General features: G+C 34.2%; 14 protein-coding genes. 12 read left to right on the forward strand and 2 right to left on the reverse strand.

Annotated elements, in window-relative coordinates; genetic code table 11:
- Positions 1–81 precede the first annotated feature (81 nt).
- The gene (gene malX, locus HF969_RS08170) at positions 82–1653 is read left to right on the forward strand and encodes a maltose/glucose-specific PTS transporter subunit IIBC (protein WP_090290293.1); all 1572 of its coding nucleotides are present in this window, start codon (positions 82–84) and stop codon (positions 1651–1653) included.
- 21 nt (positions 1654–1674) lie between these two features.
- The gene (locus HF969_RS08175) at positions 1675–2838 is read left to right on the forward strand and encodes a MalY/PatB family protein (protein ID WP_090290294.1); all 1164 of its coding nucleotides are present in this window, start codon (positions 1675–1677) and stop codon (positions 2836–2838) included.
- A gap of 535 nt (positions 2839–3373) precedes the next feature.
- Here the strand turns inward: HF969_RS08175 and HF969_RS08180 are convergent.
- Both HF969_RS08180 and HF969_RS08185 read right to left on the reverse strand, forming a co-directional pair.
- On the reverse strand, positions 3374–3595 hold the full coding sequence (locus tag HF969_RS08180; protein WP_090290295.1) for a DUF378 domain-containing protein: 222 nt from the start codon (positions 3593–3595) through the stop codon (positions 3374–3376).
- Between the two features lie 260 nt (positions 3596–3855).
- A complete protein-coding gene (locus tag HF969_RS08185) occupies positions 3856–4719 on the reverse strand; it encodes a MurR/RpiR family transcriptional regulator (protein WP_090290296.1) in 864 nt (287 codons plus the stop codon).
- Positions 4720–4931: 212 nt separating this feature from the next.
- Between HF969_RS08185 and HF969_RS08190 the strand changes: the two genes are divergently transcribed.
- The 10 genes from HF969_RS08190 to HF969_RS08235 all read left to right on the forward strand — a co-directional run bounded on the left by HF969_RS08190 (position 4932) and on the right by HF969_RS08235 (position 13287).
- Positions 4932–5930: a D-isomer specific 2-hydroxyacid dehydrogenase family protein gene (locus HF969_RS08190; protein WP_090290297.1), complete on the forward strand. Its 999-nt coding sequence runs from the start codon at positions 4932–4934 to the stop codon at positions 5928–5930.
- A gap of 18 nt (positions 5931–5948) precedes the next feature.
- On the forward strand, positions 5949–7049 hold the full coding sequence (locus HF969_RS08195; RefSeq protein WP_090290298.1) for an iron-containing alcohol dehydrogenase family protein: 1101 nt from the start codon (positions 5949–5951) through the stop codon (positions 7047–7049).
- Positions 7050–7065: 16 nt separating this feature from the next.
- A complete protein-coding gene (locus HF969_RS08200) occupies positions 7066–7881 on the forward strand; it encodes a PTS mannose/fructose/sorbose/N-acetylgalactosamine transporter subunit IIC (protein WP_090290299.1) in 816 nt (271 codons plus the stop codon).
- A gap of 19 nt (positions 7882–7900) precedes the next feature.
- Positions 7901–8758, forward strand: a complete 858-nt coding sequence (locus HF969_RS08205; protein WP_090290300.1) for a PTS system mannose/fructose/sorbose family transporter subunit IID — start codon at positions 7901–7903, stop codon at positions 8756–8758.
- A 24-nt stretch (positions 8759–8782) separates the two neighbouring features.
- Complete coding sequence (locus HF969_RS08210; protein ID WP_090290301.1) at positions 8783–9289, forward strand: PTS sugar transporter subunit IIB; 507 nt, start codon at positions 8783–8785, stop codon at positions 9287–9289.
- 40 nt (positions 9290–9329) lie between these two features.
- Positions 9330–10226 carry a hypothetical protein gene (locus HF969_RS08215; RefSeq protein ID WP_090290302.1) on the forward strand — a complete coding sequence of 299 codons (897 nt, stop codon included), beginning with the start codon at positions 9330–9332 and terminating at the stop codon, positions 10224–10226.
- Positions 10227–10255: 29 nt separating this feature from the next.
- A complete protein-coding gene (locus HF969_RS08220; protein ID WP_090290303.1) occupies positions 10256–10696 on the forward strand; it encodes a PTS sugar transporter subunit IIA in 441 nt (146 codons plus the stop codon).
- 17 nt (positions 10697–10713) lie between these two features.
- Positions 10714–11784 (forward strand): mannonate dehydratase, encoded by a 1071-nt coding sequence (gene uxuA, locus HF969_RS08225; protein ID WP_090290304.1) that lies wholly within the window; start codon positions 10714–10716, stop codon positions 11782–11784.
- Between the two features lie 25 nt (positions 11785–11809).
- Positions 11810–12469 (forward strand): bifunctional 4-hydroxy-2-oxoglutarate aldolase/2-dehydro-3-deoxy-phosphogluconate aldolase, encoded by a 660-nt coding sequence (locus HF969_RS08230; RefSeq protein ID WP_090290305.1) that lies wholly within the window; start codon positions 11810–11812, stop codon positions 12467–12469.
- A gap of 113 nt (positions 12470–12582) precedes the next feature.
- Positions 12583–13287 carry an HAD family hydrolase gene (locus HF969_RS08235; protein WP_090290309.1) on the forward strand — a complete coding sequence of 235 codons (705 nt, stop codon included), beginning with the start codon at positions 12583–12585 and terminating at the stop codon, positions 13285–13287.
- Positions 13288–13479: the final 192 nt, after the last annotated feature.

A 13479-nucleotide genomic window follows, 5' to 3' on the forward strand; every position in this document is an offset into this window, starting at 1 on the left:
CCTTACATTCCATTGACAACACTTTTGTAAGCATTTGCATTCTGATAATATGAATGTATTAAATGAAACGGAGGAAAAATAATGTCTAATCATAATAAAACAGGCAGAATGATGGAATTTCTGCAAGGGTTGGGTAGAACTTTCATGCTACCCGTAGCCTTGTTAGCATTTATGGGTTTATTGTTGGGATTGGGTAGTGCTTTTACAAGTCAAGCTACCATTGAAACATTGCCTTTTTTAGATAATAATCTTCTGCAAGTATTATTTCGATTTATAACAACAATCGGAGCATTTGCTTTTTCATATCTTCCTTTGCTATTTGCAATCGCCATCCCTTTAGGATTAGCACGTGAGGAAAAAGGCATTGCTGCATTTTCAGGAGTGGTTGGGTATATTATCATGAATATATCAATCAACTTTTATTTGGGTGAAACAGCTTCTCTTGCAAATTCAGAAATGATGTCTGAAGCAGGTCAAGGAATGATTTTAGGTATTCAATCGTTACAAATGGGGGTCTTAGGCGGTATTATTTCCGGTATTATTGTTTGGAGACTACATACTAAATTTTATAAGACAAAATTACCGGATGCTTTTGCTTTCTTCTCAGGCACGAGGTTTGTACCAATCATTACTTCTTTGGTTATGGCAATCGTTGGTTTAATTCTTCCGATTTTCTGGCCATTTTTTGCATCTTTTATTCAAGGTATTGGTAAGGTGATTGGTAGTGCTGGTGTTTTTGGACCGTTTTTATTTGGAGCCTCTGAAAGATTATTATTGCCTTTTGGTCTGCACCACATCCTAGTCGCAATGATTCGATTTACAGATGCAGGTGGAACGCAAATAATCAATGGTGAGACTATTTCTGGAGCCTTAAATATTTTCTTTGCGCAATTAGAATCTGGCTTACAAATTTCAGGAGAAGCTACAGCTTTCTTATCTCAGGGGAAGATGCCGACCTTCATGTTTGGTTTACCGGGAGCGGCGTTAGCAATGTATCATACGGCTCTACCCGAAAATAGAAATCGAGTAAAAGGTCTGTTGATTTCAGGGGTTGTGGCTACAGCAATTACAGGTATAACCGAACCGCTTGAATTCTTATTTTTATTCATTAGCCCACTCTTATGGATTTTTCATGTGATTATGACAGGAGCAGGATTTCTAGCGATGTCTGTCTTAGGTGTTGTCATTGGTAATACTGATGGAAGCTTATTCGATTTTATTATATTCGGCGTTCTTCAAGGAACACAAACTCGGTGGTGGATGGTAATATTTGTTGGTTTGATTTGGTTTGCAATTTACTATTTCTTCTTCAAAATGATCATACTTAAAAAAGATTTAGCCACACCAGGTCGTCGCTCTCCGCGTGTCAAAGGAACAAATTATACTACAGAAGAATTGAATTATGAATCAAATAATTTAGATTATAATGTAAAAGAAATGATTCATTCATTAGGTGGATCTGAAAATATTAACTCTATCAGTAATTGTGTTACTCGTTTGCGTTTGTCCGTTAAAAATTCAGAAAATGTTGATTCACAGAAATTAGAAGATTTAGGCGCACTGGGTGTGATTAAATTAGACAATAATAACGTACAAGTAATAATTGGTACACATGTAGAATCGCTGAGACAAGATATTGAAAAAAATCTGTAATATCACGATAAGGAGTTAGCCATGGATTTTGATAAGGTAAAAATTCGCAAAGGAACATATAGTACCCAATGGGACTATATAGAAGATAGATTTGGACATCCGGATCTATTACCTTTTTCAATTTCAGACACCGATTTTCAAGTGCCTGAAAATGTCCGAGATAGTTTAAGAAAAAGATTGGATCATGGGATATTTGGCTATACACGATGGAACCACTCCTATTTTAAAGACTCTGTTCGAAAGTGGTTTAGTCAACGCTTTCAAACTCATTTAGAAAATCGAGAGATACTATACAGCCCTTCTGTAATGTACTCTATATCGAAGTTAATTGATATGCACTCAAATATCAATGAAGGTGTAATTATTCAAACACCCGTCTATGATGCCTTTTTTAAAACAATTAAGGCAAATCAGCGAAAGATTGTTGAAAATCCTTTAAATTATACAGATGGGTATTATTCGATTGACTTTAAAGATTTGGAAGTAAAATTAGCTGATGATGAAAATAAAATTCTCTTATTATGTTCTCCGCACAACCCCACAGGGCGTGTATGGACGGAAGAAGAGTTAAGTCAAATCGTGAGTCTATGTAAAAAATATAACGTTTATATTATTTCAGATGAAATACATATGGATATATTGCGCAATGGTGTTCAACACAAACCGATTATTAAATTGGCCAAAGACAATGTTGCTCTAGTCAGTTCAGGCTCTAAAACTTTTAATTTTCCTGGATTAATTTATTCTTACGTAATTTTATCGAATAAAAATGATATAGAGAGGTTTAGTTTACGTTTGAAGGAACAAGATGGGGTAAGCTCAGCCAGTATCTTAGGAATGGAAGCTACAATTAGTGCATATAATAATAATTCTCAATGGGTCGATGAACTCAATCATTATTTAGATTTAAACATAAAATTTATTAGTGAATTTATTAAAGAAAATTTTCCTGAAATGTATGTAGTTCCATCTGAATCTACTTACTTAATGTGGATCGATACTTCAAACTATTATTTATCAATGGATGAAATTCAGCATCGACTAGTAAATATAGGAAAGGTAGCCATCATGGATGGCAGCGTTTATGGAGGTAATGGTAAAAATTTTCTAAGATTAAATATTGGTTGTCCTAAACAAAAGTTAGTTGAAGGAATGAGAAGATTTAAAGTGAGTTTAAATTATTAAAAATTTGAAACTTCATCTGACGAACGAAAACCCCTCTCAGAATTTTGAGAGGGGTTTATAATTATCTATCTTAATAGGGAATAGGATCTTAAAGGTATTTTGATAAGATATAAGTTTATTGGATAAGACTAACTCCGTTTAGTAGTATGTTTGAACAAATCGGAGTAAATGAAAAGCGAATCAATATATCTATAACGACTATTTTTAATTTTTTAAAAGCAACCGATCTAATTTAGATGAATGTAATTGATAGAGATTCGATTTATAGAGTATAGTAAAAAATAAGAAAGAAATTTAATTAGGAAATCGTTAGAATCTAAAAAATTATCGGATGTATTTTTACTACAGGGGGTGTTGCTTAAAAAATTCAACATTTTAAGTTGACTTAAAAAACTTTCGTTCAAGATTTATGCGTTACTAACTGTTAATTTAAAACAACAAGTGAAAGACTAGCAAAAAGATAAAAGACCCGCTAAATTCCGACAGGAACTTAGCAGGTCCTTATATAATATCTTTCTTAACTAGGAATGATATTTTAATGTATATTATTTGTAGAATTATTATTTAAAATTGGACCAAAAAGTTTTATAGAATACAATGCGCTAATTCCAACTAATACATAAACAATTTTAGCTAATAAGGTTGTAGAACCTCCAAATATAGTAGCAACTAAATCGAATTCAAATAAACCTACTAATAACCAGTTAATACCACCAATAATTAAAAGAATAAAAGCTATTTTATCAACATTTTTCATTTAAACCATCCTCTCATATTTTATTTTTACTAATTCTAATTTTATAGTAAATAGGTCTATAATTCAAAGAAAACGCTTCAATTTTTATTTTTAAAAATGTTAGCAAAACTAAATTTATAATATTCTTAAATATTTCTTGTCTGGAATAGGAGTCCTTTCAGATGACAATTATTTATTTAAATAATAAGGCAACAAAATACTCATTAAAAATTTAAGGAAAGACTAGCTACCAAATGTAGCTAGTCTTTTGAAAATAAAAATCAAGATTCATTCTGTGGTTCATTAAATTTTGAAATGACCTTTCGAATTTTGGAAAGAGATTGGGCAGACCGATCTTGGTTTTGAAATTGATAGGCGATGTAAAGTGAATCAATGATACTCAGTTGTGAAATTCTAGAGGCTAAGGCTTCTGTACGATACTCTGCTTCGGATGAAACAGAAATTAAAGAAACATCGGCTAATTTTGCAAGCTTAGAGCTGGGATAACTTGTAATAGCTATAATTTTCGCCTTACTTTCTCTAATAATTTTTGTAATTTCAATGATTTCACGGGATTGTCCAGTGTGAGAGATGATGAGGGCACAATCATTTTCTGTTAGGCGAGTCGCTTCCATCAATTGGACATGATAATCGGCATTGTGAAAAACATCCATTGAGGATCTTAGAAATTTATGGTGACCATCTGCTGCAATGATTTCGGAACCACCAATACCAAATAAAAACATCCGTCGTGAGGTATTTAAAATAGAGACCGCACGAGTAAAGTCTTCTTCAGTTAATAATTCTTGAGTCAGAGTCAAAGTAGAAATATTGGATTTAAAAACTTTTTTTGCAATCGAAAACTCAGTATCATCTTTTGAAATGTTTTCGTGGATATCTTCGCTGCTAAATTCATTGGAGTGAATCAGTAAAGCGATTTTAAATTCTTTAAACCCACTAAAACCTAATTTTTTGGTGAACTGGAATATAGTAGAGTCAGCAACACCAAGATTATTTGCTATTTCACTAATTGTTTGGTGGCCAATTTTGGTTTTGTTTTTAATAATATAGTCAGCAATTGTTTGTTCAGTTGAGCTCATTTCTCGATACAATTTTTTAATTAATAATTGGATGGATTGTTTAATAGTACTACCCCCTTATTTTATGCAACGGTTTAATTCTTTAAGAATCAATTTGATCTTTGATATAACTAAAGTTACCAAAAAAATCTTTTTTTGTAAAATGATTTGACATAGAAAATTTTTTTTCGTAAAATGAAAGCGGTTAATAAATAATAAACATTTAGATGTCATTTTAAATTGGCTGATTATTCAGGAATATGAAAGGAGATTTTTCAGTGGCAAATTTTAAAATAGCGATTGTCAATTCGAGTAGTTTTGGAAAAATTTTTCCAGACCATTTAAAGAGACTTGAAAAAGTGGGACCGGTTGATCATTTTAATGTCGATCAAAATATTCAGGGTAAAAAATTGGCAGAAAAATTGAAGGGATATAATATTATTATAGCGAGTGTAACGCCATTCTTTACTAAAGAGTTTTTTGAGAATAAAGATGAGTTACTATTAATTAGTCGCCATGGAATCGGTTATAACAATGTAGACATTGAAGCTGCAAGAGAGCACCATACGATTGTTTCAATTATTCCTGCTCTTGTTGAAAGAGACGCTGTAGCGGAAAATAATGTGAGTAACTTATTAGCTGTATTACGGCGGACGACTGAAGCCAATGCTAAAGTTAGAGAGGGGAGATGGACTGAAAGGGCTAGTTTAGTTGGTAGAACTTTATTCAATAAGACAGCAGGCGTTATTGGTGTTGGAAATACGGGCAGTGGTGTAGTAGAAATACTTAGAAATGGTTTTCGGTGTGAGGTTCTCGCTTATGATCCTTATAAATCAAAGAGACATATTAATAATTTTGGAGCTAAAAAAGTAGAACTTGATGAATTACTTGAATCATCTGATGTTATCTGCCTTTGTGCAAACTTAACGGAAAAAAATTATCATATGATCGCCACAAATGAAATAAGAAAAATGAAAGATAAGGTCTATATTTCAAATAGTGCACGCGGTGCTTTAGTCGATGAAGAAGCCTTGATTCAAGGATTGCAATCTGGAAAAGTAGCGGGATATGCTACAGATGTATTAGAAAAGGAACCAGGGGGTGCTGACCACCCATACTTAGTATTTGATAATGTTGTAATGACACCGCATACTGCTGCCTATACTATGGATTGCCTGCAAGATATGGGAGAAAAATGTGTGCAAGATGTTGAAAGGATTGTTGAGGGAAAATTACCTATTCGTTCGGTTCAAAAGGATAGTTCCTACATCAATTAATATAGGAGATGTTTAACTGTGTTTAATAATTTAACAGTAAAAGTAGGACCACAAGTATATCGTTACAATGTTAATGCAATAGATACAGTGCCTGAAGTATTAACAGAGTATTCAGCTGAAAGAGTTCTGATTGTACATGGAACCATTTCATGGCAAAAAGCCAAAGCAAAAATAAATTTTTTAGACGATGAGCGTTTTGAGTTTTATTACCATCAATATACAGGTGTTTGTAGTTATGTTGGAGCTCAAACCATTGCAGATAAAGTTGAAAAGGAAGGAATAAGTTTTATAATTGGTGTTGGAGGTGGGTCTCTGGCTGATTTGGTGGGTTACTCAGCGCATTTAGCGAATGTTCCTTTCGGAATCATTCCGACACTTGCTAGCAATTGTGCACCTTGGACGCCGCTGTCTGTCATGTATAAAGAGACCGGAGAGTCGGAAGGTAAAACGGAACATTATTTGAGACAAGCTGCATTTTTAATCACAGATCCAGAGTTAGTCATTGATGCACCAGTAAAATATTTCATTGCAGGTTTAGCGGATACCATCGCAAAATGGTATGAGTGTGAATCCATTTTAAAGCAAGAACATTTACAAAATGATCCTTTTTTAAAACTAGGCGGCTATACTGCAAAACTATCAAGCGAGGTGATTATTGAACATTCTGCTCAAGCTATAAAAGATATGGAAAACCAAGAGGTAACACACAGTTTTAAATACTTATCTGAAATAATATTTGGAGTTGCAGGTTTAGTGGGTGGACTTGGTGATAAATTTGCTCGTAACGCTGCTGCTCATGCTATGCACGATGCCTTAGGGAAATATATTCCTGCGAGTCAAAAATTCTTACATGGCGAAAAAGTAGCATACGGCATATTTTATCAAATGGCTCTTGAACAAAGATGGGAAGAAATCGATAAATTAATGCCTTTTTACAAGGAATTGAAATTGCCAGTTTCACTCCATCAAATGGGCCTTTACCCAGAAAATGAAGATACTTTAAATAAAATGGTAGAATTTATTGATTCCCTCGAAAAGGTCCATTTGATACCTGTTCAAATTACAAAAGATCGTTTATTTAAAGCCATTATTGATTTAGAAGACTATATACAGAAATAGGAGGACATGAGAATATATGGAAACATTAACGATACTACAAAGTTTACTGATTGCCCTTTGGGTTGCAGCTGTAATGTCAAGATCGCTTCTAGGAGGGGCTACCTTAACTTTACGTTTCTCGCCATTAATGACAGGTCTGGTTGCTGGACTAGTAATGGGAGATGTAGCCCAAGCGATGATCGTGACCGCAGCTTTGCAATTAATATATATGGGTGTCTTTTCACCCGGAGGAACCATGCCAGCAGAGCCAGCTATAGCAGCGGCCATAGCAGTTCCTGTTGCATTACTAGGTGATTTGTCACCCGAATCAGCGATCGCTATCGCTGTTCCGGTCGGTCTATTAGGAAGTTATTTATACCAATTTAGATTCTTTATTAATACTTTTTTAGGAAAATATACTGACAGAGCTGTCGAAAAATTAGATGAAGGTGCTATGTCAAGATCAATTATACTATTTCCTACTATTGCCTCGTTTGTTTTATTTGTTCCATTAGTTTTTATAGCTCTTTATTATGGAGCACCGGTCATTGCAGATTTGATCAATATGCTTGAAGGAACTATTTTTATTCATATTTTAGATGTCGTTGGTGGCGGTTTAGCTGCGATCGGTATTGCGACCACTGTTTATGTTATTGGACGTCGTGATTACATGCCATTCTTCTTCCTAGCATATTTCATGAGTGTTGTCTTTAAGCCATTAGAAATTACAATGGTAACTTATGCAATTTTCGGAATTATCATTGCTTTAATCTTTATTATGGCTAAAGGCAATAATAAGCCATCTACAGCAAAGGATACTTTTGGTGATGATGATTACGATGATGGTTTCTAGAATTTAAGGAGGTAAAAAAATGTCAGAAATTACAAAAAATACCAAAATGGCACCGGAAGAAATTACTAAAAAAGATGTCACAAAATCTTATTTAAGATGGCACTTTGCGAACGAGATTCCTCATTCATTTGATCGCTATTTGGCACCATCCTTACTATTTGCCATGATGCCGATTCTGAAAAAATTATATAAAGACGAAAAATCTCTTAAAGCAGCCTATAAACGTCAGTTGTTATTCTTCAACACTCAACTGAGTTGGGGTGGTGGGGTAATAACTGGTTTAATGGCTTCCATGGAACAACAACGTGCTCAAGAAGAATATAATAATGAAGAAATCGTAATGGAAGATGACTTGATGTATAATACCAAGGCTGGTTTGATGGGAGCCTTAGCTGGGATTGGTGATGCCATTGACTCTGGAACCATTCAGTATATTTTGATTGCGATTGCGATTCCTTGGGCACAACAAGGAAGTGCAATGGGAGCTATTTTCCCATTCATTACTTTTGCCTTATATCAGGTTCTCATTGGTTTATTCTTTGCACATCAATCATTCGAAATGGGACGTAGTGCTTCCAGCATTATGGAAGGTGAAGGGGTTCAATCAGCTATTGATACCCTATCTGTATTAGGATTATTCATGATGGGAATTTTAGCTGGACAATATATCAAAGTGAGTTCTTCATTAGCATTCAATCTATCAGGAAAAGAATTTGTTATTCAAGATTTATTGGATCAAATATTACCGGGCATCTTACCACTTGCTGTAGTGATGGGAATCTATTGGTTCTATACTAAGAAGGGATTAAAAGTAACGCAAGCCTTGCTATATCTAACAGGTATATTAATTGTTTTAGCTGCGATTGGAATTCTATAGAAATGTTTTAGAAAGGGGATAATAATGGGTAAAGTTAATTTGGGACGTGTCGATGAGCGTTTAATTCATGGACAAGTGATGATTACACTCTCTCAAAAAGAAGGCGTGAATTCGATTTTTGTCGTTGATGAAAGTGTTGCTAATGATAAGTTTATGCGCGATTTATATCGAAGTGCAGGTAGTCGTACAGGTCAAAAAACGATCGTCATTACGCCTGATAAAGCATTGCATTACTGGGAAGAGTACAATTTTAAAGATTATGAATGTATTCTTCTTACTAAATCGGTTAGTGTCATGCACGAGCTGATCACACGTGGGATTGTGGTTAAGGAGTTAAATATTGGCGGGATTGCTCAGAAAGATCCTGAAAAAGATCTTAAGGTCACCAAATCAGTTTATTTGAATAAAGAGAATGCTTTAAAATTAAAAGAGTTAAATGAAGAGTACGGGGTTGAAAACATTTATTTTCAAGCGACCCCTTCTGCACCAAAAACAGATTTACCATCTGTTTTAAAGAATTTTGATCTATAATTTATCATTTTTAGAAAGTATAGAATAGGCGGATGAGAGAATGCTTGAGAATAAACGATTGAAAGACTGGTTGTTTCGCTATCAATATATATATAAAATTCGTAAAAATATAAAGAGTAAAGAGCGATTTATCACTGCACTCGTTGCAGATATCATGGATATGCGAAACGATCTTCAAGTAATCGAATATGGTGAAAGTAAGAAAGAGCGGTTGAAAAATATATATGTTGGTGATATTGAACAGGCGGATCGGATCATCTGCGCTCATTACGACACGCCTGTTAAGACCTTAAGTTCATATATATTTTTTGATAAGAAAAGAGCTAAAAATAAGACAAGCATTTTCATCTTAATAAGCTCAATTCTAATGGTTTTGTTTGGACTTGGATTGACCTTAGTATATAAAGAAATCGCCTTGAATCAATTTCAATTATTATCACTTTCAACTTTACTCATAGCAGTTATCTATGCTTTCTATTTCTATTTTTTAAATAAGATTTCAAGAGGAATTCCTGAAAGAAATAATTTAATAAGGAATACCTCTTCAATTCTGACTTTATTAGCATTAATTAAAGAAATTAAGGACGATAAAACGGCTTTTGTCTTTTATGATCGAGGAGTCTATGGAACTGTTGGCCTGCAATTAGTGGAACAAGCAAATGCTAAGAACGCTTCTATTTATGTACTAGATAGTATTGGTTCGGATGCTTCATTATATTTAATAGGAAAGGATTTTACTAAACAGCAAGCTGAACAATCCGGTATGATTTATGAGATGAATAATAAGTTTAACTATAATTATTTGATCAGTGCACGAAGAGCCGAAATAGATGGTGTGCAAAAATACTATTTAAGTAGATCAGATCTAAAGCAAAAAGAATTAAACATGGAAAATATCAATAAGATAATTGCTCTTTTTAACAATAAGGAACGGTAATTTAAAACTATAAATGAGGATGATAATAAATGTTAGGAATTGTAATTGCCACTCATGGTTCATTTAGCGCAGGTTTAAAAGATGCGGCTGAAGTAATTATGGGTCAAGTCAATAATATAGAAACAGTACAACTTGAAGCTGGGGCAGATGTGCAAAATTTAGGAACAGCGATCAAAGAAGCGATCCAAACGGTCAATCAAAATGACGGAGTGATTGTATTAGTGGATTTGGTTAGCGCTAGTCCTTATAACCAAACCTTGATGGCGATTAGTCAACTTGAAGAAAGTGTACAGAAATCAGTTTACGTGATAGGCGGGGTCAGCTTGCCGATGCTATTAGAAACGATTAATCATCAACTGTTAGGTACGCCAATTGAGCAGATAGCAGAATTAGTGGAAAATCAAGGAAAAGAAGCCCTAGGTACTTGGCATATTTCGAAGATTGTGGACGATGACGACGACGACTTTTAAGAAAGGGGTTTTGTAGTGTGCAGTGGGGATTTAGATGGTATGGTGAAGAAGATACAATTCCTTTAGCTTATATAAAACAGATACCTGGTATGCATGGCGTTGTAGGAACTTTATTAGATAAATTACCAGGCGATGTTTGGCAAAAGCCAGAAATAATGGCCTTAAAGGAATCAGTTGAAGAAAAAGATTTGAAATTATTAGGGATTGAAAGTGTCTCTGTTCATGACTCCATTAAAGCAGGTACAGCAGACCGCGATCAATACATTAATAATTACATTGAAACAATTAAAAACCTCTCCGCTTGTGGAGTAAACATGATTTGTTATAGTTTTAAACCTATTTTCGGATGGTTCAAGACTAATTTAAATTATGAGAATGAAGATGGCAGTAAAGCTCTTCTCTTTGATGCTAAAGTAATCGAAGACATGGAACCAAAAGATATGTATCAATTGATCCATAGTCAATCAAAAGGTTTTCGGTTATCTGGTTGGGAAGAAGAGCGCTTAGAAAAATTTAAAAAGCTTGAAGAAATGTATGAAGGACAAACACGTGAAGATTTATTTGATAATTTGACCTATTTCTTAGAAAGAATAATTCCAGTGGCCGAAGAATACAAAGTAAAAATGGCTATTCATCCTGATGATCCACCATTTGAAATTTTTGATTATCCAAGAATTACTAAGAATCTTGAAGATATTAAGAGAATTTTGAACATTGTAGATTCTCCATATAATGGGATTACCTTATGTACAGGATCGCTAGGTGGAGATCCAGAAAATGATCTTGTTGAAATCATTCAAGAAGTGGGTGATAAAATCAACTTTGTTCACTTCCGTAATGTTGAACATTTAGGAGAACGTAAATTTAAAGAGTCTGCTCACTTATCGAGTGAAGGATCATTAGACATGCACGCTATCATGAAAGCACTTATTGAAGTTGGTTATGATGGGCCAGTCCGTCCCGATCATGGAAGAATGGTGTGGGGAGAAGAAGCGATTCCGGGATACGGCTTATATGATCGAGCAATGGGCTTGACGTACATGCAAGGACTTTACGAAGCAATTTCGAAAGATTTAGCGCGTAAATAATTTAAGAAAAAGGTGAGATTTTAAGATGCGAGTGAATAGCAATCATGAATTATATCATAAGATTGAGAAAGTTAAATTATTGCCCTTATATACAGCTACGGATTTGGACTATTTAAATCTTTTAGAAGAAATTCTTTTAAAAAATAATGTGCCTGTCGTAGAAGTTACTTATCGAAGTGATTTAACGGGTCAAGCCATCAACCAATTAGCTCGTTCTGGAAAACTCATTGTGGGAGCAGGAACCGTTCGTTCACTTGATCAAGCAAAAGAAGCCGTTAAGAACGGCGCTAAATTTATTGTATCACCAGCAGTTATTCCCGCAGTCATTAAATTTGGAATTGAGCAAAATATACCGGTCTTTCCTGGAGTATCAACTGCTAATGATATTCAGAGAGCGACTGAGTTTGGTATAAATGTGGTGAAATTTTTCCCAGCAAATATCTCTGGCGGTCTTAAGGCAATTAATTCACTAAGTGGTCCTTATTTTGATATTCAGTTTTTGCCAACGGGTGGGATTAATTTAGAAAACTATTTGGAATATCTGGCAAATGATCATGTGATTGCTGTAGGAGGATCCTTTATTATCTCAGAATCAATCTTGAAAGAGGAAAATGGGCAAAAAGCTGATCAAGCTCTTGCAAAGATTGTTCAATCCATAAGGGCAATAGAGGACCAAAAACAATGAGATAAATATTTCAAGGTGGTGCGAAATTTATGAGGGTCTTCAAACTATCTTTTCATATAGAATGAATAGCAGAAAACGAGATAATACTCTTAAGAAAGAAAGTATGAGTGATTTTGGAAAAGTTTAAATTGTTTATTTTTGATATGGATGGGTTAATGTTTGAAACGGGTCAGCTAGCTTATCGTAGCTATTTAAAAGCAGCCGAAAAGCATGATTATGAAGTCACTCCGAGTGTGTATTATTATTTAACCGGACGTAATGACAAAGAAATTCGCAAAGAAATGAAAGATTTATATGGAAATGACAAGCCTACCGACGAATGGCGTAATTCTATAAATCATTTTAAAAAAGAAATTTTAGCAATGGAACAGAGAGTCTATAAGAAAAAAGGATTAAATGAACTATTGAACGATTTGCATCAATACAAGATACATGCGACGATTGCTTCTTCAAGTAACCGTCAAACTATCAATTATTATTTAGAAATTGAAAAGTTAAGTCATTTAATTAATACGATTGTTGCAGGGGACGAAGTGACTCAAAGTAAACCGCATCCTGAAATTTTCTTGAGGGCTTGTGAAAAGTCTGGTTTTAGTCCGAGTCAAGCCTTGGTTTTTGAGGACTCATCTGTGGGCATCGAAGCAGCCCAAAAAGCTGGTATTAAATCTGTTTTAATTGAGGATGATATTACCTTTCTGCCAGACTTTCACGGAAAACATAAATTGTTAAAAGATCTTTCTAATGAAAGAAAAAACGCACCTGATGCAGATTATAAATTTAGAAGTTTGCTTGAGGCAAAACAATTCTTTTTCAATTAAATGCATAGTGAATAGTAATTAGTCCAATAATTACTTAAATAAAAAAACAGATCTCAAAGGATCTGTCAGACTGTAGACAAAGTCCTTTAAATCACCAACCAATGGTGATTTTGAGGGCTTTTTGATATATAATAAAAAGAAAACGGGTGATTTCTATGATGTCCACTAATGCAGAAAGTAAAACGTTCGAAG

This window comes from Facklamia miroungae, from assembly GCF_012396555.1.
Lineage (GTDB): Bacteria > Bacillota > Bacilli > Lactobacillales > Aerococcaceae > Facklamia > Facklamia miroungae.

Bases quoted from the DNA above. Each gene is read 5' to 3' on its own strand.
- HF969_RS08215 (WP_090290302.1), top strand. From the start codon at position 9,330: ATGCTTGAGAATAAACGATTGAAAGACTGGTTGTTTCGCTATCAATAT.
- HF969_RS08220 (WP_090290303.1), top strand. From the start codon at position 10,256: ATGTTAGGAATTGTAATTGCCACTCATGGTTCATTTAGCGCAGGTTTA.
- HF969_RS08210 (WP_090290301.1), top strand. From the start codon at position 8,783: ATGGGTAAAGTTAATTTGGGACGTGTCGATGAGCGTTTAATTCATGGA.
- HF969_RS08200 (WP_090290299.1), top strand. From the start codon at position 7,066: ATGGAAACATTAACGATACTACAAAGTTTACTGATTGCCCTTTGGGTT.
- HF969_RS08180 (WP_090290295.1), bottom strand. From the start codon at position 3,595: ATGAAAAATGTTGATAAAATAGCTTTTATTCTTTTAATTATTGGTGGT.
- HF969_RS08230 (WP_090290305.1), top strand. From the start codon at position 11,810: ATGCGAGTGAATAGCAATCATGAATTATATCATAAGATTGAGAAAGTT.
- HF969_RS08205 (WP_090290300.1), top strand. From the start codon at position 7,901: ATGTCAGAAATTACAAAAAATACCAAAATGGCACCGGAAGAAATTACT.
- malX (WP_090290293.1), top strand. From the start codon at position 82: ATGTCTAATCATAATAAAACAGGCAGAATGATGGAATTTCTGCAAGGG.
- HF969_RS08175 (WP_090290294.1), top strand. From the start codon at position 1,675: ATGGATTTTGATAAGGTAAAAATTCGCAAAGGAACATATAGTACCCAA.